Raw genomic sequence first — 25,321 nt, forward strand, 5'->3', positions numbered from 1 at the left:
AGGCGGGGAGAGACGCGATGAGATCCACCACACTCACGGCAAACCTGTTAGGTATGCTTAAGGTATCGATTGCGGCTTCTGTATTGCTGAGCGCGAGCGGAATGGCATTCGCCCAGGCGAGCGTCAACCTGACCGCGAAGGCCACCACGGCCGTGATGCCGGACGGGCAGGCCGTGCCGATGTGGGGTTACACGTGCTCGTCGGCGGCCGTCGCGCCCGCCTCGTGCGCGGCCGCGAACCCCGGGGCGGGCACGAACTGGTCGCCGGTGGTGATCACGGTGCCACCCGGGCCGCTCACGATCAATCTCACCAACAGCCTGCCGGGCGCCGTGCCGACGTCGCTTGTGATCGTCGGGCAGCTGGGCGGCGGTCTGGGCACGACGGCGACAAGCATGCCGAGCCCGACGCACCCCACGCAGACCGCGACCACGTGGCCGACCGCCGCCCCCGCGCCCGGCGGCGCGAGCTTCACGCCGCCATTGCAAGCGGCACGCGTGCAGTCGTTCTCGACTGAAGTAGCCCACGGAAGCACCACCGCGCTCTCGTGGAGCAACCTGAACCCTGGCACTTACCTGATCGAGTCTGGCACGCACCCGTCGATCCAGGGGCCGATGGGGCTTTACGGCGTGCTGGTGGTGAGAACGGCCGCCAATGGCACGACGCCCGCGCAGGCGTATCCGGGCATCAGCTACGACACCGATGTGCCGCTCATGCTGAGCGAAATCGATCCGGTGCAGAACGCTGCGGTTGCCGCCGCGGTCGCGACCCCGGGCTTTAGCGAAACCATGGCCTGGTCCGGGCAGCCAGGCGGCTGCGGCGATTCGAAGTCGACCGCATTCGGCACCTGCTATCCGCCCACGGTGAACTACGATCCGCGTTACTACCTGATCAATGGAGTCTCGTTCGACCGAACCAATCCGGGCGCCTCGACGTTCGCTGCGACGAGCGCCGCGACCACCGGGCCGGTGATGCTTCGCTTCGTCAACGCGGGGCTGCGCATGCACGTGCCGGCCGTGGTCGGCGCGCAAACGGGCGCCACGCCGGTCTCCGGCTTCGCATTGATCGCCGAGGACGGCAATGTGCTGCCCGGCAATCCGCGGATCCAGTCGGAAGTGTTCATGGCGGCCGGCAAGACGTACGACGCGCTGATCAACATGCCGGCCGCAAGCGCCTGGGCGCTACCAGTCTTCGATCGCGAACTGAGCCTCTCGACGAACAATGCGCGCGACGGCGGCATGCAGGGCTACATCAGCGTGAACAGCTCGACCGCCGCTTCTGCCGCTGCGGTGGCGAACGCTTCCGTTACCGGGTCCACGTACTTCTTCGTTCCCGGCAAGACGCTGACGGTGTCCGACCCGGCGAAAGGGGTGGCGGCGAAGGACAGCAACGTCTACGGCGTGCAGGTGAAGACCCCGCCCAGTGGCGGTGTGCTCACGCTGAACCCGGACGGCACGTTCGTGTACACGCCGAATCAAGGCACCACGGCGGACAGCTTCGTGTATCAGGCGAACGGCAATCCGAACGCGTCGGCGACGGTGATGCTCACCGCGTGCTCGTCGGGCAACGGGTGTCTGTCCGGGCCGCCGACGGCCGGCAACGCCGCCTACACGAGCAACATCGCCTCGCGGCTGCAGATCGCGGAGCCCGGTGTGCTCACGTACGCCAGCGATCCAAAGGGACTGCAGCTCACGGCGGCGCTGGTCGGCACCCCGACGGGCGGCTCCGTCATGCTCAATCCGGACGGCTCGTTCACGGCGAGCCCGGCAACGGCGCCAAAGGGCAGCGCCGCGTCCGCCAAGGTGACATTCCAGTACCAGGCGGTGAATGCGCAGAACACGGCGAGCAATACGGCGACCGTGACGGTGACGTTCAAGGGCGGCAGCGGACTGGTCGTGAACGTGCTCGATGCGCCTAGCACGCAACCTGGCAAGACACCGGTGACGATCAGCGACTATCGCTGGATCATCGAGGAAGACCGGACGTTCCAGATCGATCCGGCCTGCCAGGTGAATTCGCCCACGCGTCCGGCGACGTGTCCGCCGCTGCCGGTGCCGAGTCTCGGCGCCAACTTCCACACGAGCTACATGCCGGTGGTGGCGGCGGGCTGCGTCGGCGTCGCCGCGTGCGAATCGGGGCAGACGGTCTACGATCCTGTGAGCCAGACACACTTGCCGGCCGTGTGCGACATCGGCAACGGCGTGTGCCGGACAACGGCGGCGCAACAGGTGCCGGTGGACCCGTCACAGGTCGCGCTCGATCCGAGGAAGCGCTATTACATTTCGATCTTGCCGGGCAACGCGTACAACTCGTTCACGAACGGCGGCGGCGTTCCGCAGCCGGTCGATCCGGCCAATCCCTCGGGGCCGCAGCGGCAGTTCGACATTTCCAAAGACTGCCCGAGCGTCGCGAACTTCGCGCCGGGCACAGGCAAGTGTGGCAACGGCATGGGCGGCGCACCGATCGCGGCCGGACAGACCTCGGTCAACGTGTTGCTCGAAGAGTCGCCCTTCCCGACAGCGAAGGTCTCCGTGTTCGTGTTCGAGGACGATGCCCCGCTGAACGGCGAAGTGGACGTGAGCGGCGGCACCGACGTCTTGGGCACGGCCCGCGAGCCGGGTCTCGGCGGCTTCGAAATCAAGCTGTGGGACGACGCCGGCGGCACCGGCAGCCCGACCGGACAGATGACCTACGACATGTTCAACATGCCGCTGTCCAATTCGCTGCAAGGCATGATCGATCGATCCGATTACCGGTCTCAACGCATGCCCGATTTCCGCGTCGACCGACGGCCTCGTCGGCATGGTCCCGACGTGTCCGCGATACGAGTCGGACGGCAAGACGCTGTCGCCGCTCGTTGGTCAGGCGATCATCGCGAACCTGATGCCGGGCAGGTACGGCGTCATCGCGACGCCGGCGGCCGACCGCATCGCGCGCGGCGAGGAGTGGCTGCAGACGAACACGCTGGACGGTCAGAAAGCCCACGACTCGTTCATCAAGGTCGGCGGCCCGGCGTACTTCCAGGAGTTCGGCCCGGCGGGCTTCCATGTGTCGATCGGGTTTGCGAACCCGAAGATCATCAACGCGCGGCTGCCGTTGCTGTGCGCCACCTCGAGCTGCAACAACGGGCTCAAGGGCCGGGTGACGAACCTGCACTACAGCCGCCCGCCTGACGAGCACCTCTATGGCAGCCAGTCGCGCAAGCCGTTGAGCTTCACGCAATGCTACGTGAGCCTGGGCGATCCGGACGGCGAGGACTATGCGTTCACCAAGTGCAACGCGGACGGCACGTTCAGCTTCACGGGCCTGCCTGACGGCATTACCCGAATTACCGTGTTCGACCAGTGGAACGACCAGATCGTCGACGGGCTCGCTTCGGCCGTGATGCTCGGTGGCGGTACGGTGACGGACGCCGGAGATATCGCGGTGCTGCAGTGGCAGACGAATCTCTATACACGCACGTTCCTCGACACGAACGGCAACGGCGTGGGGGATCCGAGCAAGCCGGGACTCGCGCTATTGCCGACCAATATCCGGTTTCGCGACGGCAGCTATTCGGACTTCAACAACACGGACGCGAACGGCTATGCGTCGTTCAACGAAGAGTTCCCGCTGTTCAACTGGTATGTCGTCGATACCGACCTCACACGCTTCAAGCAGACGGGCGTGCATGTCGTCTATGACGCTGGCGGTCCGCCGGACGGCACGCCGGGTGGCGGCACGTCGACCATTGCGGCGAATATCGCAAACACGAAGGAAGCGGTCCCGCTGCCCAGGAACCTGCGGGTGCCGGGCGCGGTGTATTGCGACGACGCGGATTGCAACCAGCGCGGGGGCACGAATCCCTCGACCGGCCGGATTGATCCGCCGTGGGTAACCACGATGGGCTGGCAGGGCTTTTCGGGCCAGAGTTCGTTCATCGAGTTCGGCAAGGCACAGTTCGCCGCGAACGAAAATGGCGGCATCCACGGCGAAGTCATCTACGCTTCGACGCGGCCGTTCGACGATCCCGCCTTGCTCGTGCACACGAAGTGGACGCCCGACGTACCGGGCGTCACCGTGAACCTGTATCAGGAAGGCGTCGCGGCGGACGGCTCCACGAGCCTGAAGCTCGTCGACACGACGAAGACCGCGAGCTGGGACGACTGGGCCCAGGGCTTCCGTTCGGACGGCGTACCGAACATGAACTGTCCAGGCCAAAGCACCAGCGATCCGTATTTCTTCACGCTGAAGAACACCACGAACTGGCTCGACCCGCAGCAGCGTGTACTGCCGAACTATTCGCAGTTCAAGTGCTATGACGGGATGCACGTGTTCAACCAGGTGCAGCCAGCGCCTTTCGACGGCATGTACCAGTTCCCGAGCGTGACGAGCCGCGACCCGAAATCCGGGCTACCGACCGGGACCAACTGCACGATCTGCCAGGCGAACCCCACGAGGGACGGCACGCAAATGCTGCCGCCCGGAAAGTACGTGGTGGAGATCATCGTGCCGCCGGGCTATGAACTCGTGAAGGAGGAGGACAAGAACATCCTGATCGGCGATAACTACATCGCTCCGGTCACGCAGCAGTTCGCCGGGATCGGCGACATCTTCATCCTGCCCGACCAGGCGGCGATGAATTCCACTTACAACCGGAACAACCCGCAGAATCCGACCACGAATCTCGGCTCAACCCCGCACGCCGAAGGCGACACGGGCGACGTCGAACGTTTCTGGCCGTGTGTCGGCGAGTTGCGGATCGTACCCGACTACATCAGCCTGTTCCCGGGCTCGCAGGAAGTCGCGCCGTTCGCCGGGGCATCGCGGAATCTGTGCGACCGTAAAGAGGTGCAGCTCACCGACCAAAGCTCCGTGGAGGCGAAGTTCTGGATCTTCAGCTCGACGCACGTTGCCGCGCACTACACCGGCTTCATGCTGGACGACTTCTCTTCTGAGTTCGATCCCTATTCGCCGCAATTCGGCGAAAAGTTCGCAGTACCGAACGTACCGGTGTCGTTCAAGGACTTCGCGGGCAACGAAATTTCGCGCACCTATTCCGACCAGTGGGGCATCTTCAACGGGCTGACCTACTCGACCTGGCAAGTCAATCCGCCGAACCCAACGGGCTACGCGCCGACGATGATGGTCGCCTGCATGAACGACCCGTACATGCCCGACCCGGCGCACAAGGGGCAAACCATCAAGGACCCGCTCTACAACCCGGCATACAGTCAGTTCTGCTACGAGATTCCGTTCATGCCGGGACAGACGCAGTACATGGACACGCCGGTGGTGCCCGTCCAGGCCTTCGCGGATGGGTACAACCAGGTCGACTGCGCCTATCCGGACGGCACGCCGGGCATTGCCTCGGTGACGGGCGACTCGATTCCCGGCAACTCGTCCGCGGGTAGCAATGGCGGCGCGGGTCCGTGGGTCAGTGCACCCCTGAAGACGCTGACGATCACGTCGGTCGGGACGCAACAGGTGCCGAACAACGCGTACACCGGGCCGAGTGCCACCAAGGCGCCGTTCAACCAGAAGTTCATCACGCGCAATTACGGTTTCGGCCAGCAACAGGGCACCGTGACGATCGCAGGCATCCCGGCTACGGTGAAATCGTGGAGCGACGCGAAGATCACCGTGGTGGTGCCGCCTCTGCTCGGTCCCGATGCGGCCTGCACGATCCAGCAGCGCGGGGTGGCGACGCCGACCCAGTGCGGCCAGCTCGTCGTCACCGCGGCCAGCGGCAAGCGCTCGATCGACGCGGTCACCGTCACGGTAGGCGGCAAGCAGCCCACCTTTGTGAGCGGCGAAAACACCGCGGGCAATTCGATCCAGACCGCCATCGACAATGCCACCCCGGGCGACATGATCGTCGTCGGCCCAGGCACTTACAAGGAGATGCTCGTCATGTGGAAGCCGTTGCGGCTGCAAGGCGTGGGTGCAACGTCCGTGACGGTTGATGCGAACCCGCATCCGTCGGGCAAGCTCGATCCGTGGCGCAGGGAGGTCGGGTGCCTGTTCGGCGATGCGCTGAACGGCGGGCTGATCTCGGCGAGCAACCCGTACGATCCGACCGGCGCGTACAGCTGCCTCGCCTCGATGCAGCGCAAGATCGACGGGATACCGTTCGAGCCGACTTCGGGTTGGGACTTCAACCTCAACGGCAACCTCGCCGAGACGCTGATCGAACCAACGCTGATGGGCGCGTACGAAGGCGCGGCAATCACCGTGCTCGGCAAGGGCGTGAAGGACGTGCTCGTGGGCGGTGTGCTGACACAGGACCAGAACTGCGTCGCGAACGGGATTTGCACGCCGCTCACCAACAGTGCCGCGGACTGCAATACCTATTCGAGCAACTTCCTGTGCAACCCGTCTCGCATCGACGGCATGTCGTTCACGAACAGCTCGCAAGGTGGCGGCGGCATTTACCTGCATGGATGGAACCACTATACGGAGGTGTCGAACAACCGCGTCTTCTCGAACGCGGGAACGCTCACGGGCGGCATCATCGTCGGCCAGGTCGAAGTGCCCGACGCCACCATTGCGGCGAATAACGTGACGCAGCTGCCGTTCCTCTACAACATCCACGTGAACGTGCACAACAACCAGGTCACGTCGAACGCTTCGTACGGCGACGAAATCAATTCGACCACGCCGTCTTCGGCAGGAGGGGTGACGTTCTGCTCGGGCGCCGACTACTACAAGTTCAATTACAACTGGGTATGCGGCAACATCAGCAGCGGTGATGGCGGCGGTGTCGCGCACTTCGGCTTCAGCTACAACGGCGACCTGTCGCACAACTGGATCCTGTTCAATCAGAGCAACAACCCGACGCTGCCGACGTACGGCGGCGGGCTGATCGTTCAGGGCGTGCCCCCCGACGGCACCTTCTGCGAGAACTCGACCGTTGACATCGACTGTGCGCCGCAGCTTGCGGACGGCGCAGGCCCGGACATCACGATCGACGGCAACCTGATCGTCGGCAATACGGCGGAAAGCGGCAAGGGCGGCGGCCTGCGTCTGCAGAACGTCAACGGCACCGACGTGCAACGGAGTCCTAACGACAGTTCGAGGTGGTATCGCGTGAAGGTCACCAACAACATCATCGCGAACAACGTGGCGGGCTGGGCGGGCGGCGGTGTGTCGCTGCAGGATGCTGTGGCCGTCAGCTTCATCAACAACACGGTCATCTCCAACGACTCGACCGCTACGGCCGGGGTGCTGTTCAACACGTCCGCCGCAACCCAGGCCAATGTCGGGCCCCCGAACTGCACGACTTCGGGAGCGGAAACGACGTGCCAGCCGACCACGACCTCGCAGTACGAGCCGGCCGGGCTCGAGACCGCGCGCCATACGCAGAACCTGGTGGCGGCGTTCACCAAGCCGAACGTGAAGTGTCCGGCAGGCAACCCGAGCTGCACGACGTTCTCGAACCCGGTGCTGACGAATGACCTGTTCTGGCAGAACCGCACGTTCTACATCACAGTGGGAGGACTGGATCCGGGCATCGCGGGGCTGCAGAACGTGGTCACGCTGAATCCGCCGCTGAATCAGGCCGGACACGCCACGGGCTACTGCGATCCGAAGGCGGTCTACTGGGATATCGGCGCGTTCGGCGATACCGGAGCCGCCAACCATGCGTCCGGTCTCAAGATGAACCCGCTCTACTCGATCCTGACCGACGCCGGCGACTATCCGAACGCAAACAACAGCGGATCGAATCCGGATGTCGTCCAGCAGTACTGCAACGGTGCGCGCGTGCCGCCGGAGGCGGGTGGCATCGGCATCACGGTGCCCCCGGGCATCGCGGACACGGTGCTGCCGAATCCGTTGTTCAGCCTGCTGCCGTCGGCGACACCGGACGAGGGCAACAACTGGATCAACATGTCGTACGGTCCGCTGTCGCTGTTCAACGAGGCAAGCACGGGAGCGCAACTCAACGTACTGCTCGGCAACTACACCATCCCGGGGAACTCGCCGGCGGTCAACCATGCGACAGCAGCCGGTGCGCCGAATCACGACATCTTCGGCACGCCGCGGCCGCAGCTGGGTGCCTACGACATCGGCGCAGTGGAGTTCGTGCGGTCCGGCGTGATTGCGTCGCAGCCGTACCCGCTTGCGCTGGGGGTCAACAGTCCGGCGACGCTGGCCGGCCTGCTGCAGGGCATCTTGCCGAACGCCGCGAATAGCGGAGGCACCGGCGGTCTGCCTGCGCTGCCGGCCGCGCCTCCCGCGGTGACGACACCGGCCGGTGCAAACACGCTCGGAGCGTTGCCATGAGCAAGCGTAGCCATCGGGTGCCGCGCGCAGTGCTGCTTGCCGGTAGTGTCTGCCTCGCCGCGGCCGTGCTTCAGCCGGCCGCAGGCCAGGAAAGTGCGAGCCCGGCGCACAAGCCAGCGGGCGCGGCGGCGAAGCAGTCGCCGTACTCGCCGGCGAACCTGCCGCAGCGCGCGCAGGGCTATTACGAACTGGCGCAGGGCATCGACAAGCTGAGCGTGCGCCGCACGGCATCCGGCAACCTGATTCGTTTCAGCTATCGCGTGACGAATCCGGTCGCGGCCAGACCGCTCGGCGAAAAAACCGCGACGGCCGTGATGTTCGGGCGGACGAGCCATGCGTTACTCGAAATCCCGGTGATGGACAAAGTCGGTGCGTTGCGCCAAAGCGGTCCGCTGCAAACCGGTCAGGAGTACTGGATGGTGTTCTCGAACAAGGGCGGAGTGATCAAGGCCGGGGAGCGCGTCGACGTTTTCGTGGGGACGTTTCACGTCGACGGGTTGATCGTCCAATGACCGCGCAAACGCTTTTCGTGCGCAGATAAAGAGGAGATGCCTCATGAAACGCTTTCTTTCGCTGGCCATCCAGAGCGCGTCGGTGGTGACGCTTCTGGCGAGCGCTCCGGCCGTGCTTGCGGGGTCTTCTGCGGCAAGCGCGCAGACCGCGGGAGCGGCGCACATGAGCGCGGCGCAGATCGTCGAGCGCAACGTCGCCGCGCGCGGCGGCTTGCAGGCGTGGCGCGCGGTCAACACGATGACGATGTCGGGGCAGCTCGAGGCGGGCGGCACGAAGAACACCAGGCTTCCGTTCACGATGACGCTCAAGCGCCCGCACAAGAGCCGCATCGAGGTGCGCTTCAACGACCAGACCGCGTTCCAGGTCTACGACGGCGCGCGGGGCTGGAAGGTCAGGCCGTTCCTCGGCCGCAACGAAGTCGAGCCCTATAGCCCCGCCGAGGCGAAGGCAGCTGCATCGTGGGCCGAGCTGGATGGCCCGCTCATGGACTACGCGGCGAAGGGCACGCGAATCGACGTGCTCGGGATGGAGATGGTTGAAGGCCACCGCGCGTATGTGCTGAAGCTCACGACGAAAGACAACACGTCACGCCGCGTATGGATCGATGCGTCCAGCTTCCTTGAAGTGAAGATCGACGGCGATCCGCGCAAGCTCGACGGCAAGATGCACAACGTCGCCATCTTCTATCGCGACTACCGGAAGGAAGGTGGCCTCGTCATGCCGCATACGCTGGAGACGGCTGTCGTCGGCGCGAGAGGCGCGCACAAGCTGTTCATCGAGAAGGTCGCGCTCAACTCGCAGGTGGACGACAGTCTCTTCGCCAAGCCGCAGATCGCCGTGGCGAAAGTGACGCATCCGGCGCCGGCCGTCGGCGCGAACGCGGTCCTGAGCCCGCACCCAACGACGAGCGCGAGCGCCGGCGCAAGCGGCAATGCCAATGCGAACGCCCGCGCGCACCAGAGCGCGAGCCACTAGCCGCCGGGCGCACCGATGAGGTCGACCGCCATGAAACCAGTCGCAGTATGGGTGCTCGCCAGTTGCCTCGCGGCCGTCGTCTTTGCGAGCGAGCAGATACCGGCGCAGGATCTGAGCGTGGATCAGATCGTCGAGAAGAACGTCGAAGCGAGAGGCGGTCTGGACGCCTGGCGCAAGGTCCAGACCATGATCTGGTCCGGCCACGTGGATAGCGCCAATGCGCCCGCACCGGATCTGCCGTTCGTCCTCGCCATGAAGCGCCCGAACAAGACACGCTTCGAGGTCACGGTATTCAACCAGAAGTCCGTGCGCGTGTTCGACGGCAGGCAAGGCTGGAAACTGGGCCCGAACGGCATGGGCAGCGCCACGCCGCGGCCGTACTCGATGGAGGAGGCGACGTCGGCGCGCGACGAGCAGGTGATCGACGGGCTCTTGATCGACCATGCAGCGAAGGGCGTCAGCGTCACGCTCGAGGGCAAGGATCAGGTGGGCGGGCGCGACGCGTATCGTCTCGCCGCGACGCTGCCTTCCGGCGTGACGCGCCACGTGTGGGTCGACGCTCGAACTTTTCTCGACGTGCAGATCGACCGCCAGGTGCGCACCCCGCTCGGCCAAACGGTGCTTGTGCTCGTGCAGTACAGCGACTTCAGGAGCGTCGACGGGCTGCAAATGCCGCTTTCGATCGTGAGCGGCGCCGTGGCGTCCGACAAAAAGGACAAGCTGACGATCGACAAGGTCTCGCTCAATCCGGCGCTGGACGATGGCATCTTCACGAGGCCCGCGCCGCCGCAGATGCATCAGCGCAAATCGGTATCCATCGACGTCGATGCCTCGCCGGTGCTGCCTGGCGCCGGGCATCCGTCGCCCTGATCATGAACGGCGCGGGTAGCGGGCCCCGAGGCCGCGCAGCGGCACGCGGTAAGGCCGCCGCCCACGCCGGCTGCAAAGCTGGCGGAAAAGCAGAGTCTTTCGATACTGCGCGAACTGACCGTGCCGTGGCAGGACCTCTTTTCGATCGTGGAAGATTATCCGGACCACGACGTCGCGTTGATCGGCATCGACCAGAACCCCGCGCAGAGCCAGATTCGCATCACGGCCGAAGCGAAGAACGTCGACGCGATGATCGCGTACCTGAAGTATCTGCAGACGAGTGTGCTGCTTCGCGAGGCCGTGCTCAACGATCACCTGGTCGAAAACAATGTGCCAGGCAAGCCGGTTCGTTTCCAGATCACCGCCGTCTGGAGAAAGTCATGAATGCCGATGCTTTGCGCGACCGGCTGCTGACATTGCGGTTCGAGCTACGGCGCTTGTTCGGGATGCCTGGGATCATAGGCGTCCTGATGATTGGCGCGGCGGCCCTCATGGGTGCCGAGATCTCGAGCGTGGACGCCGACACGAAAGAGATGCGAGCCCCGTTCACACAGGCGGCAAAGACGCGCCATCCGGTCGACAAGCAGAGTGCGCAGGTAGACGCGGTGGCGCTCGACGCCTTGCCGGAACTGTTCCCGCGCTTTTCGCAAAGCGCCGACGATATCGCTTCGATATTCGAGCAGGCGCGCGGCAGCAATCTGACACTCGGGTCCGCCGAGTACCAGGTGAGCACGGATGCGGGCACGCGCTTCACGCGCTATCAGGTGATGCTGCCCGTGAAGGATCAATACAGTGCGATCCGGCATTTCCTTGCTTTGGTGCTCAATAACGTGCCGAATGCGGCGCTACGGGAAATCCATGTCGAGCGTCCCGCGGTGGACGGCAATATTCTAGACGCGCGCGTGCGCTTCGAACTGATCTACCGGAGCGCCCAGCCATGAAACCCCCTCTGCCCATGCGTGTGCTGCTGGTCATTTGCGCCATCGCGGCCGCCGGGGCAGGGTATCGCGTGCTGGTCGCGGCGCGCCAGATGCCGGCGCAAGTCGCCATGCCCGGCAGTCCTCGCAACGATACGCACACGCGGCCAGATGCCAGGCACCGCACGCCGGCGTCCGAGACCGCGGCGAAGACTGCGGCCTCGGCCTCCGCGGCGCACGCCGCCGCCGCCAGCACGGCGGCATCAGCGGCCCATGCCAGGCTGGTCGCATTGCGCGCGCCGCTTTCCCTCGAATCGGCCCACGATCCGTTCACCGCCTCTTCGTGGCTTCCGCCGCCGCCGCCCGTGGCAGCGCCGGCCGAGCCGGTGCGGCCCCCACCGCCCACCGCGCCGCCCGTGCCTTTCGGCTACGTGGGGCAAATCGATGCGAAGGCCGCCACGCCGCAAGTCTTTCTCAGCAACGGGGATCAATTGCTGATCGTGTCGCCGGGCGACGTGATCGACAACCAGTACCGCGTCGAGTCGGTGTCGGAGTCGGACGTCGTGCTGACTTATTTGCCGCTGCACGAAAGGCAGGTGGTAGCCATTCCACGAGAGGACAAGTAAATGAAAACCTCACGCCCACGGGGTGCGAGCCGCGACGTGGACAGCGGCCCATCGATACGCCTCTCGACAGTCGTCCTGTTCCCGGCAGCGTGCCCAGGCGCGATGGAAATCGCGAGAAGGCGCGCGTTCGCCGTTGCCGTTTCCGTGCTCGCCATCAGCGGCTGCATGCACGTGCCGAATATTCACGACAATCCGACCGACGCACAGGTGAAAGTCGATTATCTGAACCAGCGCAACGCCCAGGTCAACACGCTGCTCGACCAGGCCGATCAGTACCGCAAAAACTTTCAGTTTGACGAAGCGATCCGCAACCTCTTTCAGGCGTACGACATCGATCCGACCAATGAGCGCATACGCAAAATCGGTTTGCAGATCGATCAGGACCGCAAGGATCTGGCCATCCTGCAGGAAGCCGAACGCATGATGAAGCGCGGCGCCTATGCGCAGGCGGCCGAACGGGTGCATCGCGTGCTGGTGGAGAACCCCACCAACACGCTCGCCCAGCAGATGCAGACGGAACTCAACGCCAGGCTCAGTCAGCAGCGTGCGGAGCGCGATGACAAGCTGGCGGCATCGTCCATCATGCAAAAACCCGTGACGCTGCAGTTTCGCGACGCGAACGTGCGCATGGTGTTCGAAGCGTTGTCGCGCACCACGGGGCTCAACGTGATCTTCGACCGCGATGTCCGCGCCGATCTGAAGACGACGATCTTCGTGACGAACGCTTCGGTGCAGGACACCGTCGACATGATCCTGATGCAGAATCAGCTCGACAAGAAGCAGCTCAACGCGAATACGCTTTTCATTTACCCGGCCACTCCCGCCAAGCAGCTCGAATATCAGGAACTCAAGGTGCGTACGTTCCAGTTGTCGAACGTCGATGCCAAGCAGATCCAGCAGTTGCTCAAGAGCATTCTGAAGGTCAAGGAGGTTGTGATCGACGAGCATGCGAATACCGTGACGGTTCGCGGCACGCCGGACACGATCAAGGTGGCCGAGGAGATGATCGCCGCGCAGGACCTGCCGGATCCCGAGGTGATGATGGAGGTCGAGGTGCTGGAGGTCTCGCACGAGCGCCTCACCGATCTCGGCATCGACTGGCCGAATTCGTTCACGATGTCGACGCCGAGCACCGCGACCACATGGGGCATCCTGCATCATCTGACGATCAATGAACTGAACGTCAGCAGCCTCTCGGCCACGGCCAACTTCAAGCTCACCGATACCGACGCGAATCTGCTGGCGAGCCCGCGCATCCGGACGCGCAACAACGATAAGGCACGCATCATGATTGGCGACAAGGTGCCGGTGATTTCGAGTTCCAGCACGCCGAGCACGAGCGGCCCGTCTTATACGCAGATGATTCAGTATCTCGATGTGGGCATCAAGCTCGAAGTGCAGCCGCGGGTCTATCGCGACGGCGATGTCGGCATCCAGCTGAATCTCGAAGTCAGTAACATCACGAATACGATTTCGAGCAGCAATGCAAACGGCCTGAATTCGCTCGCCTATCAGATCGGAACACGCAGCGCATCGACGAGTCTGCGCCTGCGCGACGGCGAAACGCAGATTCTCGGCGGCCTGATCTCGGATGAAGACCGCAGGAATGCGAACAAGGTGCCCGGTCTCGGGCAGTTGCCGGTATTGGGGAGGCTGTTCTCGAACCACCAGGGCGACCACGTCAAGACCGAGATCGTGCTGCAGATCACGCCGCACATCGTGCGGCCGCAGCTCGCCGCCGATGCGGACACGCAGGAGTTGTGGTCGGGCACCGACGTCAACGTGCACGCCGATCAGCTGCGGCTGGACCCCGTCGTGGCGAACGCGGCAACGCCCCTCGCGCCGGCGACGAAGCCGGTGCCGGGGATGGTCGGCGGCGGCACGGTTGGCGGCGCGTCTTCGCGAGGGGGCGCCCAGGCGTATCCCGCGTTGCCTTCGCCCGAGAACGGCGCGTTCGGACAGATGGCGCCGGCGCCGCGCACCACGCCGCCGCCCGAACCCTACGGCGGACGCTTCTCGCGAACGCCCACGCCACAAGCGGTTCCCGCACCGCAGTCGGCCCAGGGCGCAGCGCCTGCACCGGCCGCGCCAGCGGCAGCAGATCAGGCGGCCGGCGAAACAGAGGTAGTCGTGGCACCGACGCCTGCGCCTGCGCCACCGCCCCCTGCACCCCCAGCGCCGCCCGCATCGCTGCAGATGCCGCCTGGCACCATGCCGAGCGATAACCCGCTGCGCCCGGTCGAGAGCGGGTATTGAACCGTGGCTACCGGAACGTGCGCGATGCGCCTGCGCGGCACACGCCGGCTCGATCAGCGTGGATTCACGCTGATCGAGCTGGTGATCACGCTCGCGCTCGTGGGCATACTCGCGCTCGCGATCATGCCGTTTTCCGAACTGATGGTGCAGCGACAGAAGGAGCAGCAACTGAGCGATGCGTTGCGCGAGATCCGTACCGCGCTCGACGCCTACAAGGAGGCGAGCGATACCGGTCTCATCGACAAGGATGCGGAAGCGTCCGGTTATCCGCCGAGCCTGGCCGTGCTCGTGACGGGCGTGAAGAACGCCAGAGATCCGAAAGGCGGCCTGCTGATGTTCCTGCGTCACGTGCCGCGCGATCCCTTTTTTAACGGCGACCCGGACACGCTCGCGGAGGATACGTGGAACGTGCGGGCCTATGGAGAGCCGCCGGATCAGGCGGCGGGTGGCGAGCCCGTCATGAACGGCGAACAGGCCGGAAAAGATGTGTTCGACGTGTCGTCGAAATCCGATCGCGTCGGCATCAACGGTATCCCGTACAGACAATGGTGACGGCGCGTCATGAAACCCGCTCACACGCACAAGACCGGCGGCTTCACGCTGATCGAACTCGTTGTCGTGATGGCCATCATCGGCCTGCTTCTGACGATCGCCGTGCCGCGCTATATGCACAGCATCGAGCGCGGCAAGGAGCAGGTCCGCCGGCAGAATGTCGCGGTGATGCGCAATGCAATCGACCAGTACTACGGGGACAACGGTCAATATCCCGAGACGCTCGACGAACTGGTGGCGAAGCATTACCTGCGCGCCGTTCCCATCGATCCGGTCAACGGCGACGACAAATGGGCGGTGATCGCTTCGCCGGACGAAAACAAGCCGGGCGTCTACGACGTGGCGCCCGCGAGCAGTCCTCAGGGGGCGCCACCGCGCACGGAGGGGGCCGCCAAATGAACCGCGCGGCTCGTTCCTCGCGCGCAGCCGGGCTCGCGAAAGCGCGTGCGAGGCGGCGCGGCCAGCGCGAGCGCGGGCTCGTGTTGCTGGCGCTGTTGATTGCGCTGATGCTGATGTCGATCGCGTTGGCCGGCGCGCTCGACGTGTGGTCGCTGCAACGCCGCCGCGAACAGGAGAAGCAATTGCTGTTCGCCGGCAATCAATACCGGTTGGCGATTCTGCGGTACTACCGGATCGGCCGGGCTTATCCCGCATCGGTCGATGAGCTGGTCAACGACACGCGCTTTCCCAAGCCTTTTCATCATCTGCGTTTTGCTTATCCCGATCCGATCACGGGCAAGAACGACTGGGAGCCCATGCTGCAGGGTGATCGTCTCTACGGTGTCTTCAGCCGCTCGCAGGAGGCCACGATCAAGCGCGCGGGCTTTCCGCGGCAATACGAGGACTTCGAGGGGGCGGAGACATACGATGGGTGGAAGTTTGTCTTTTTGGCGCCGGGTTTGCGAACCACGCAGAGCAACGCCGGCGGCCTTGCCGCGCCCGGGAAAGCAACCAGCTTTCCTGCGCTCTCCGGCTTCGATGGCGGGTTTCTCCCGGGGCAGCGCGTGCCCGGCTCGCGCTGACGCGCCGGCAGGGATTCGACCTTGCACCATTTGACGTCACGACCCTATTAGACGGACGAATTCGCGCGCGCAATCTTCATCGGGGCGTAATCGCACGAAATCCCTCTGTAAGTGACTCGACCTATCCTTAGTGGGGCACGTGTGTGTGCGTGGTTCGGGTTTACACGCGTCACGCGTTTTATCGACCCCTTGGAGGCGACAAATGAAAGTTCGGCGTTTTTTCGCAGCCCTGTTGGCTGTATCGCTTGTTCTGGCGCTTCCGGCTACCGCGAGTTATGCATGCGACGGCACCGGATATAACCAGCCAGGACAGGGAAAGTAGACCGGCCAGCGTAACCGGAAATTGAGCCAAACGCCGCTTGGCAGCGAACGCTCGCCGAGTCGTGTGGTCGCACCGTAAATCATAAGGATTGCCAGGGAATCGCCTCGCCGCAGCGTCGTCGCCCCGTTCGGATAATATTCCGGCCTCTACATCAGGTATGCTGAGTCCCATCAACATCACCGGACTACCGCGAAACAGGGGAGCGAAGACATGCGGCGTGTCGTTTTTAATCAGAAGGGCGGAGTAGGCAAGTCAACAATCGTTTGTAATCTCGCAGCAATCAGCGCGAACGAGGGCCGGCGTACGCTGGTCATCGACCTCGACGCCCAGGCAAATTCGAGCCAGTACCTGTTGGGCAGTGCGTCGGTGGATGCGAAGCCCAACGTCGCGGACTTCTTCGAGACGGCGTTGACGTTCAGCTTCAGGCCGATCGAGGTCGCGTCGTTCATTCATTCGACACCTTTCGAGAATCTGGATGTGATGCCCGCGCATCCCGACCTCGACACGCTGCATGGCAAGCTCGAGTCGCGCTACAAGATCTACAAGCTGCGGGACGCGCTCAAAGAGCTCGACATGTACGATGCGATTTACATCGACACGCCGCCAGCGCTGAACTTCTACACGCGCTCTGCGCTGATCGCGGTGGAGCGCTGCCTGATTCCATTCGACTGCGATGACTTCTCGCGCCGTGCGCTCTATACGCTGCTCGAGAACGTGAAGGAGATTCAGCAGGATCACAATGCCGATCTCACGGTTGAAGGAATCGTCATCAACCAGTTCCAGCCGCGCGCGAGCCTGCCTCAAAAGCTCGTCGACGAACTCGTCGATGAGGGATTGCCGGTGCTGTCGTCGCGGCTGTCGTCTTCGGTAAAGATTCGCGAATCCCATCAGCAGGCGAAGCCCGTCGTTCACCTCGATCCGGGGCACAAGCTCACGCGCGAGTTCATCGCGCTCCATCAGGAACTGAGCGGGGCTTGAGGCAACTGCACCGAGGGCAGCGAAGGACAACACCGGTTTACGCCCTCGGCGGAGTGTGCAAGTATTCCTCGCACCGTGTGGCACGACGACTCTTGCTCTCTTGCGAGGTACAGAATGGACTGGAGGTTCTGGAAGACGGAGAAGCGTCAGGAGGAGACGGCGCACAACTGGCCCACCGACACGCATGAATCGTTGCGGCAACTCCTGAGCATGTACCAGGGTGCGGCCGCAACGCCGTTCGCGAGTTGGGCCGCGCCGGGCATTGCGTTTGCACCCGACGTCGAAGCGACGGCACAAAACGGGGTCAAGGGCTACCAGCTTGCGCTCTGGTTCTGGCTGTTTGCCGAGAAGCACGGCACCATCGCGGCGAGGATGGCACGCGAAAGTTTCTGCCTGCTCGCCGATGCGGCGCAGCCGTCGTCGGGAGACGCTATCGATGCGCTGCTCGATCTGGAAAACCGCGTGGCGCATTCCGTCGAGGCCATTGCCGCTGAACAACGCGTCTTCATGCAGGAAGGCCTTGCGGTGGAGTTGCCGACGGAATTCTTTCTGGCGACCGGCACGCTCAGGCTCAGCCCCGACTCGCCTTTCGCGGGGAATGCGCAGACGTCCCTGCAAGGCAACGACTTCAAGCTGGCAGACTGCTTTCGCCACGCCACGGACGAAGCCTTGTCGGTTTTCCGGCCGATGATAGCGGCGGTCGAATTCGACGCGAAATCGCTGCCCAACTGGAAATGGAGCAGCCGGCCGGGCGCGGCCGAGCGACATTTGCAGCGGCGCCACAGCAATCCACTGTTCCCGCTGCATCGACAGATGGTGACGGCCCACGATGTTCACGAAGCCCGTGTTGCAGACAATCAGGCGCTTCAGGATATTCGCGCCGAACTCAATGAGGTGAGGCACGCGTTCTTCCAGCAGCAGGAACTGCCGTTGAACTGGCTGGCGTACCTCGAAAGCTATCGGGACCATGTCGATAGACTCGATGAACGCCGGCTGGTAGCAGGCGGACAGAACGCGGCGCTCGGCGACGCGATAGCCGCGCTGCGTGCCGACATCCTCGCGACGTGGCGCTCCGAGATCCAGAAGAGCCGGCACAGTCTCGACGCACTCGACCGCGACGAAGCGCAACGGGCCGAACGACGTGCGCTCCTGTACGGATGCGACTGGACCGCTCAACTATTGAGTCATGGCTCCCTGATACCACCGGAGGAAGTCGTTCCCGCACTGCTGAGCGAATCTCCACCTGAACTCGAGAAGGCGGTGACCGGGCTGCAAGCCGAGCCCCGCTTGCATGAAACGCTTGCGCATTGCAAGGCAGGCGCGCATCGGCTCGTGAATGAGCTTCGCGCGGCAGGTCACGATTTTCCGGATATGACCGAGAAGCTTCGGATTCTGGAGGGCTCGCCCGGGCAACTGCCGGCTTGAGCCGTGCGCCGGAGTCAGTGCGGCTCGCAGTTTGGCGACTGTGTGACCAAAGTGCTGCGACGGACCTTGCACGCCTCTTTGTTGCGCGGCAGACGTCGAAAAACGATTCGATGCCGTGTTGGGGACCGGGTTGGCGGGAAGCGCCGCAAACGGTCAGTCAGCGTCGCGGGGTAGATCATCGTCAATCGCGCGTGACCGCCGTACCCGTTGACGCTCGAGAGCAGCCAAAATCCCGCCGGATTAGTCCAGCTCCACTTCCACAACGTCAGGCAGCGTAGTCCGGCGCGAAGCGGGGAGTTCCACGGCGAGTTTTCCGTCCTTGAACTCGCTCTTCAGCGGCTTCCCATCGCCCAGAAGGAAAACAGCCTTCGGCATAGCGGCGAGTCCCTCCAGCGTTAGGCTTTTGTCGGTGGGCGCGATCAGGTCGGCGTCCAACGCACGCTCCGTTTTTTTGAACTCGGGAATGGCGAAGAGGAATCGCACGCCGTTCGTTGCAGTGGCGGGAACGGACGCCTTTTCATGCCTGGGTAGCGCGCCGGCGCGCACCGCCGCGTCGTTCACCTTCATCCAGTCCGCGACCACCGCCATGTCTTTGTAGGCGTTCGGATGGAGTTCGCCGTGCGCGTCCGGGCCAACATCGAGCAGGTAATTGATGTTGAGCGACCGAGCGAGCGCAAGGTTGCCCAGCACAAAGCCGTTGGCATAGAACGGGGCATCGTTGTAGGCCCACCCCTGGGTCCACGTCGTACACCACTCGGCCCAGTAGTCGCGCGCGACCTCACGCGTCTCGAGCGCGGGGCCTTCAAAGGTGACGTAGTCGCCATCGTGGAAATAGCGCGGTGACAGCACGATGTCGGGCTGAAGCTCGCGGACACGCGCCTGAGTCAGGCGCGGTGCCCCCTCCGCCGGCGCCGGAATGGCGCCGTCGAACCAGAGCAGATCGATCTTGCCGTAGCGGGTCAGGAGCTCCTCCACCTGCCCCTTGATCATGGCGTTATACGCCGCCAGATGCTTCGCCTTCTCCTGCGTCTTTTGCTCTGTGCGCGGTTTGAGGTCAGGATCGAGCTCGGGAAGCCAGGGATTCATTTTTGCCGTGCCGTAGTCCATGAAGTTCATGTAGTCGCGGTCGAAATACCAGTTCGGCGGCGAGTAGTAGAGACCGACTTTGAGTCCATACTTGCGGCAGGCCTCGACGAACGGTTTCACGAGATCGCGCCCGTGCATGAAATTCTTCGTGCTGAAGTCGCCGTAGGCGCTCGGCCAGAGGGCAAAGCCCTCATGGTGGCGGGTGGTCAGCACGGCATAGGTGAAACCCGCGGCCCTGGCTGCAGCGATCCACTTGTCGGGGTCGTAGTTCTGCGGATCGAAGTCTTTGGCCGCGGCCCAATACTGGTTGGGTGTGATTGCCGGTGGCTTGCCATCGAAATTCCAGTCCGCTTCACGGACGATTCGTTCCTGCTCCTTGGGATCGGTGATCGTCTTGTTCTTCCAGACCCCGACCATCATGGCCCAGGAAAGATCCCCAACCCTCTTGCCCCGTGTGTCGAAGACGCTACTCAAACCCCAATGAATGAACAGGCCGAAACCCGCCTGTGGGAACCATTGCGCGCCAGCGGCCGCCGTGTGTGGAACGGACTTGACCTCGGGCTCGTCGACGATACCGATGGCGCCTTGCTGGGCGTTGGCATCAGTGATTTCGGCATGCGTCTTGCCATTCTTTGGCTCGGCGCCAAACGGCTGTGGGGCAGCAGATGCCTGGAGGACGTCGGCCCAGGCGTATGACGTGGCACTTGCAAGGAGAGGCAGACTGAGGAAAGTGCGACGAGAGAAAGGCATGGGACACCCCGTTAAAATCATTTAGTAGCGTAGCGAAATTCTGTTCGTTCGACATCGCCTGGCAGCACGGGAAAGTGGCGCGTCTATGCCGTCGGTGCGCCAAGTTATTCCAGCACCGGTGCCAACTGTGCTACCTCTCGCGTCGCCTGATTGAGCAAGTAGGTGAGATTCTCGTGGGGGTACGGATTGCCGTTGTCTGCAGCGCGGTCCAGATCACCCCATCGGGCCTCGAAGGCATCTGCCGACATAAAGGCCGTCGCTGCAGAACTGAGTACCCATGGTCTACCGACCTCATCTCGATGAATAAGCGATCACCCAGTGAATATGAGAATCGTCATCCGTCGCAACAGCAGCCAGGCCGATCGTGGCGAGTTGCCATATCTGCTGTTTCCGAACGTTAAATGATCGTAGTCGTTACCGCGAATGTCCGGTGGCGGTGCAATGTCTCCTTCACTTAGCAACTGTCGGCGTGCGATACGTCCATCGCTTGCAACCCAATAATCCGGCATTCAAATGAAAATTTGAGGCTGTGCCGGACGCTCTAAGGCGTGTTGCCGGTCCAGTCTCCAGTTGGACGTACCCCTTTTTTCAATTTGACTAGAAAAGGAGCGGCTGCCGACTGGTCGGGTTCATTCGGCTGGTAGTCGGTCGTTTGCCAGTGTTGTTGTCAACCGGAAGTTCCTTCCGGCAATTGCGTCGGAGCACTATGCTTTTTAATGGCTAAGGGATACGTGCGAGATGCCGACTTGATTCCGCGCGCCTTTGGAGGGCATCCGCGCCGCGCCGAATCTGATCAGCGCGACGCGCGAATCAATTCACGGGCTGACCGAACTCCGCCAGGTTAATGCTCCCCATTCAAACCTGAGCCCGTTGATCTACGCGAGCAGGAAGTCGGTCGCGGACTGCACCCGTCCGAATAGACCGAGAATGACCGAGCAACTCGCGGCCGGCTGGAGGGGGCGACTCCTCAGCGATCAATTAAGCTGAGGATCCGGACTCTGCAGGGTCACCAGTCGGCGCAATGTTCACCGCACCTACTTAACAAGGTCCGGTGTCAAAAAAACGAACCGACGCTTGAGTGGCTGCGCCGAAGCGTGATGATGTTGGAAGGGTACTCCAGAGATCCAGCAATGACCGACGATCTGACGACATGGTTAGCGCAGATTGGCCTCGGCGCGCACGCTGCGAACTTCACTTCGCAAGGGATCGACTGGGATGTGCTCGGCGAACTTTCTGCGGGCGACCTGAAGGAACTCGGCCTTACGCTTGGCGACCGCAAGCGGCTCGCAAAAGGACTTGCAGCGCTGAACGAAGTCCACGCACATTCGCTTGAACGGGTGGCGGAACGCGGAGACTCACCATCGTCGCCTGGACCCGGAGCCATCGAGGCCGAGAGGCGGCAAATTACAGTGATGTTCGTCGACCTCATCGATTCGACAGGGCTAGCGGAGCGATTCGATCCAGAGGAGATGCGACGTCTGTTCGGGGTCTACCATCAAGCCTGTGCGTGCGCGATCGAAGCTCATGAAGGTCATATCGCGCTTTATATCGGCGACGGCCTGCAGGTCTATTTCGGCTATCCGAATGCGCACGAAGACGATGCCATACGTGCGGTACTCGCCGCGCTCGCCGCCATAGCGGCGCTTCGCGAGGCCAACGATCTCATCGTAAGCGAGTACGGCGTGCGTCTGCATGTGCGTATCGGGATCGAAACGGGACTCGTCGTCGTCGGCACGATTGGCGCCGGATCTTCGCTGGATCACCAGGCAGTCGTCGGAGAGGTGCCAATCATCGCCGCAAGGCTGCAGTCGCTCGCTCCGCCCGACGCCATCATCGTGGGTCCGGCCGCGCAACACCTTATCGAAGGGTCATTCAAGCTCGAAGACCTTGGCTGGCGAGAACTGAAAGGGGTCGCCGGTGCAGTCCGGGTCCAACGAGTGCTGGCGCAAGCGGATACGATCGACCGCTTCGAAATAAGGGCACTCCACGGGATGACGCCACTCGTCGGCCGGGCTGCGGAACTCGACATGATCAAGCGGCGCTGGGAGCAGAGCATCGAAGGCGAGATGCGCTGCGTACTGTTGACCGGCGAGCCGGGAATTGGCAAATCACGCGTGCTGCGGGCGCTCTGCGACAGCATCGCTGAAGACACCCATGCGATCGTTTCGCTTCACTGTTCCGCGTACTATCGCAATAGCCCTTTTTGGCCGGTACAACGCTGGCTACAGCGCACTTTTGGCGTCGGCCCGGACGCGTCAGATGCGTCTCATAGGGAGCGGATAGAGACCGGAATCGCCAGACTCGGACTCGATGCCGACGAGACGCTTCTGGTCCTTACGACCTTGCTCGGAGTTCCGACAGGCGCGCGCTATTCGGCAGTCGACACATCCTCTCCATCCTTCAAGCGCCGGGTGCTGGACGTGCTGGTGGCCGTGCTCGAAACGTCGACGCGCGTTCAGCCGGTACTTGTCGTTGTCGAAGACGCGCACTGGATCGATCCGTCATCCCTCGAGTTCGTACGGCTCGTGGTTGAACGGCTGGTGTCCGCACGGCTGATGGTACTTATCACGGCGCGGCCCGAGTTCGCCCCGGGATGGACTTACCCCCACCTCGCAAAGCTCGATCTCGATCGGCTATCACGCAGCGATTGCATTGCGATGATCGAGCGGCTGACGGGTGGCAAGCGGCTGCCGGATCTCATACTCGATCAGATCGTCTCCAAGACGGACGGCGTACCGCTTTTTGTCGAGGAACTGACCAAGGCCGTTCTCCAGGGCGACCTGTTGCAGGATGCCGGCGCCAGCTACGAGTTGAAAAGCACGCCGCAGGTAATGGCGATACCGGACACGCTGCAGGGCTCGCTGCTGTCGAGGCTCGACCGGCTGGAGCCAGCCGTCAAGGAAACCGCTCAGGTCGCGGCTACAGTGGGACGTGAGTTCGGCAGAAAGCTGCTTGGCCTGATTGTGTCCAGGTCAGAGAACGAACTGCGTGAATCGCTCGACCGCCTGATTGCAGCGGAAATCATTGTTCCTGCTTCAGGCAAACTCGCTGAGGGTGACGCCTTTTTATTCCGGCACGCATTGATCCAGGAGATTGCCTACCAATCCCTGCTGCTTGCGCGCCGCCGCTCCTTCCACGCGCTGATCGCCGCTGCTCTTGAGGAGCATTATCCGGACATTGTCGAGCGGCAACCCGAATTGATCGCTCAGAACTTCGCCGCAGCCGACCTGCCGGATCGATCAATCTGCTATTGGCAGCGTGCCGGGGAACGGGCGCTTGCGGGTGCTGCGTACGATGAGGCTATCGCTCATGCGCGGCGCGGACTTGAGATGGTCAACCGATGCTCCTACAGCGAGCCGGATCGTGCCGCTTACCTGCTGCCTCTGTTGCTGACAAGAGGCAGGGCCGAGCTCAGACTGGCCCAACGCGAGGCTATCGCTACCTTCCGCGAAGCGGCGCGAATTGCCCGCGAAAGGAAGCTCACCTCGTATCTCGTGCAGGCAGCGTTGGAGTTCGACACCGCGGAGACATTCCTCGAAGGCTCCGGCGATGCATCGCTTTCGTTGCTGGAAGAGGCGCTCGTCCTGATCGGCACCGAGGAGTCGGTCGAGCGTTGCCGCCTGTTGAGTCGCCTCGTCCGCACCGTTCATATGACCGGTGCAAGCGAACAAAGAAGTGAATTTGCCCTGGAGGCTGTCGCCCTCGCCAGACGCCTGAACGATCTGCCGAGCCTGTTCGATGCGTTAGCGTGCGAGTTGATGCATGTCGGGGCTCTCCCCTTGCCTGCGAACAGGTTTCCGGAACGTGAAAGCGTGTTGCTGGAGTTGAGGCAGATAGCGGAGATTCTCGGCGATGCGCACACCATCGGGCATGCATGCGCCCGATGTCTTGCCGGCTACCTGGAGATCGGCGAGGTGGACCGTTTCGAGAGCGCGCTGGAACGGTATCGGCAGATTGCCGAGAGTGGACAGCACTTCGTCGATAAGTGGTGTGTGACGGGGGCGCAGGCTATGCGGGCCATACTTGTCGGTGACTTCGTCGAGGCAGAGTACAAGGCGCGCGACCTGTTGCGGATGGCGCAGAACGCCGACGCGAATCTGGCAACGGGTGTTTACGGCATGCAGATGTTCACGATACGCCGCGAACAGGGCCGGCTCGCCGGCGTAGCGCCGATCTTCAAGCGGTTTGTCGATGAGCATTCCGAGGACGCTACGTGGCGGCCAGGATTCATGTTGATCTGCAGTGATCTCGGCTTCGAGGCGCAGGCCCGCGACAATCTCGATCGGCTTGCGGAATCGGAATTCGCCCTCCCCGTGGACAGCAAGCGGCTTGTCACGTTGACATATCTGGCGGAGGTTGCTGCCCGCCTGCGGGATGTCGAACATGCCGAACGGATTTATGCACTGCTCCTGCCGTTCCGGGATCAGGTCGTCACGGTTCCAGTCTTTACGCTCTGCTGCGGTTCTGTGGCACGGTTTCTTGGCATGCTGGCCCATACTCTCGGCGACTGGTCAGCCGCCGAACTGCACTTCGAGTACGCGCTGCGGATGGATGAGCGCTTGCGGGCCTGGCCCTGGCTTGCGCACGACCGGCACGAATACGCGCTCATGCTGGCAGCGCGCAATGGCATCGAAGATAGAGCACGAGCGCGAGATCTGCTCTCGATGGCGGCCACCGCAGCCAATAAACTCCAGATGTTCGCGCTCGTCGAACGCATTGGTGGCGCGCAGACAAGAGCGGAGCCCAGAAATTAGCACCGGCTATCCC

13 protein-coding genes and 2 pseudogenes are annotated in these 25,321 nt (G+C 63.1%); 14 read left to right on the forward strand and 1 reads right to left on the reverse strand.

The annotated features are described in order from the left end of the window. The first annotated feature begins 17 nt into the window (after nt 1-17). The 13 genes and pseudogenes from VSR34_RS30705 (at nt 18) to VSR34_RS30765 (ending at nt 18,718) form a co-directional block, all read left to right on the forward strand. Nucleotides 18-8,262: pseudogene (locus tag VSR34_RS30705) on the forward strand (Ig-like domain-containing protein). Next, a complete protein-coding gene (locus VSR34_RS30710) occupies nt 8,259-8,774 on the forward strand; it encodes a hypothetical protein (protein WP_342964380.1) in 516 nt (171 codons plus the stop codon). Before VSR34_RS30705 ends, VSR34_RS30710 begins: the two are co-directional and overlap by 4 nt. Nucleotides 8,775-8,817: 43 nt before the next feature. Then, a complete protein-coding gene (locus VSR34_RS30715; RefSeq protein ID WP_342964381.1) occupies nt 8,818-9,750 on the forward strand; it encodes an outer membrane lipoprotein-sorting protein in 933 nt (310 codons plus the stop codon). Between the two features lie 30 nt (nt 9,751-9,780). After that, entirely contained in the window at nt 9,781-10,620 is an 840-nt protein-coding gene (locus VSR34_RS30720; RefSeq protein ID WP_342964382.1) for a hypothetical protein, read from the forward strand. Nucleotides 10,621-10,668: 48 nt separating this feature from the next. Beyond that, nucleotides 10,669-11,004: pseudogene (locus VSR34_RS30725) on the forward strand (hypothetical protein); the annotation flags it as partial. Then, nucleotides 11,001-11,561 (forward strand): hypothetical protein, encoded by a 561-nt coding sequence (locus VSR34_RS30730; RefSeq protein WP_342964383.1) that lies wholly within the window; start codon nt 11,001-11,003, stop codon nt 11,559-11,561. The pseudogene VSR34_RS30725 and the gene VSR34_RS30730, both read left to right, overlap by 4 nt. After that, nucleotides 11,558-12,163, forward strand: coding sequence for a hypothetical protein (locus tag VSR34_RS30735; protein WP_342964384.1), 606 nt, complete (start codon nt 11,558-11,560; stop codon nt 12,161-12,163). The genes VSR34_RS30730 and VSR34_RS30735 overlap by 4 nt, the downstream gene beginning before the upstream one ends. Next, on the forward strand, nt 12,164-14,419 hold the full coding sequence (locus VSR34_RS30740) for a type IV pilus secretin PilQ (protein ID WP_342964385.1): 2,256 nt from the start codon (nt 12,164-12,166) through the stop codon (nt 14,417-14,419). Between the two features lie 24 nt (nt 14,420-14,443). Then, nucleotides 14,444-14,971 (forward strand): type II secretion system protein, encoded by a 528-nt coding sequence (locus VSR34_RS30745; protein ID WP_342964402.1) that lies wholly within the window; start codon nt 14,444-14,446, stop codon nt 14,969-14,971. Between the two features lie 9 nt (nt 14,972-14,980). Next, the gene (locus VSR34_RS30750; RefSeq protein ID WP_342964386.1) at nt 14,981-15,370 is read left to right on the forward strand and encodes a prepilin-type N-terminal cleavage/methylation domain-containing protein; all 390 of its coding nucleotides are present in this window, start codon (nt 14,981-14,983) and stop codon (nt 15,368-15,370) included. 83 nt (nt 15,371-15,453) lie between these two features. After that, entirely contained in the window at nt 15,454-15,993 is a 540-nt protein-coding gene (locus tag VSR34_RS30755; RefSeq protein WP_042291731.1) for a type II secretion system protein, read from the forward strand. A 532-nt stretch (nt 15,994-16,525) separates the two neighbouring features. Next, entirely contained in the window at nt 16,526-17,293 is a 768-nt protein-coding gene (locus VSR34_RS30760) for a ParA family protein (protein WP_028214876.1), read from the forward strand. Nucleotides 17,294-17,407: 114 nt separating this feature from the next. Next, nucleotides 17,408-18,718, forward strand: a complete 1,311-nt coding sequence (locus tag VSR34_RS30765) for a tryptophan leader peptide (RefSeq protein ID WP_342964387.1) — start codon at nt 17,408-17,410, stop codon at nt 18,716-18,718. A 240-nt stretch (nt 18,719-18,958) separates the two neighbouring features. On the opposite strand, the gene VSR34_RS30770 is transcribed toward VSR34_RS30765, so the two are convergent. Further along, nucleotides 18,959-20,554 (reverse strand): alpha-L-fucosidase, encoded by a 1,596-nt coding sequence (locus VSR34_RS30770; protein WP_342964388.1) that lies wholly within the window; start codon nt 20,552-20,554, stop codon nt 18,959-18,961. A 1,130-nt stretch (nt 20,555-21,684) separates the two neighbouring features. On the opposite strand from VSR34_RS30770, the gene VSR34_RS30775 reads away from it, so the two are divergent. Beyond that, nucleotides 21,685-25,308 carry an AAA family ATPase gene (locus VSR34_RS30775; protein ID WP_342964389.1) on the forward strand — a complete coding sequence of 1,208 codons (3,624 nt, stop codon included), beginning with the start codon at nt 21,685-21,687 and terminating at the stop codon, nt 25,306-25,308. Nucleotides 25,309-25,321 lie beyond the last annotated feature (13 nt).

It is taken from the genome of Paraburkholderia sp. JHI2823, assembly GCF_038900695.1.
GTDB classification, from domain to species: Bacteria; Pseudomonadota; Gammaproteobacteria; order Burkholderiales; family Burkholderiaceae; genus Paraburkholderia; species Paraburkholderia mimosarum.

Bases quoted from the DNA above. Each gene is read 5' to 3' on its own strand.
- VSR34_RS30715 (WP_342964381.1), top strand. From the start codon at position 8,818: ATGAAACGCTTTCTTTCGCTGGCCATCCAGAGCGCGTCGGTGGTGACG.
- VSR34_RS30720 (WP_342964382.1), top strand. From the start codon at position 9,781: ATGAAACCAGTCGCAGTATGGGTGCTCGCCAGTTGCCTCGCGGCCGTC.
- VSR34_RS30750 (WP_342964386.1), top strand. From the start codon at position 14,981: ATGAAACCCGCTCACACGCACAAGACCGGCGGCTTCACGCTGATCGAA.
- VSR34_RS30775 (WP_342964389.1), top strand. From the start codon at position 21,685: ATGACCGACGATCTGACGACATGGTTAGCGCAGATTGGCCTCGGCGCG.
- VSR34_RS30730 (WP_342964383.1), top strand. From the start codon at position 11,001: ATGAATGCCGATGCTTTGCGCGACCGGCTGCTGACATTGCGGTTCGAG.
- VSR34_RS30760 (WP_028214876.1), top strand. From the start codon at position 16,526: ATGCGGCGTGTCGTTTTTAATCAGAAGGGCGGAGTAGGCAAGTCAACA.
- VSR34_RS30735 (WP_342964384.1), top strand. From the start codon at position 11,558: ATGAAACCCCCTCTGCCCATGCGTGTGCTGCTGGTCATTTGCGCCATC.
- VSR34_RS30740 (WP_342964385.1), top strand. From the start codon at position 12,164: ATGAAAACCTCACGCCCACGGGGTGCGAGCCGCGACGTGGACAGCGGC.
- VSR34_RS30765 (WP_342964387.1), top strand. From the start codon at position 17,408: ATGGACTGGAGGTTCTGGAAGACGGAGAAGCGTCAGGAGGAGACGGCG.
- VSR34_RS30745 (WP_342964402.1), top strand. From the start codon at position 14,444: ATGCGCCTGCGCGGCACACGCCGGCTCGATCAGCGTGGATTCACGCTG.
- VSR34_RS30770 (WP_342964388.1), bottom strand. From the start codon at position 20,554: ATGCCTTTCTCTCGTCGCACTTTCCTCAGTCTGCCTCTCCTTGCAAGT.
- VSR34_RS30710 (WP_342964380.1), top strand. From the start codon at position 8,259: ATGAGCAAGCGTAGCCATCGGGTGCCGCGCGCAGTGCTGCTTGCCGGT.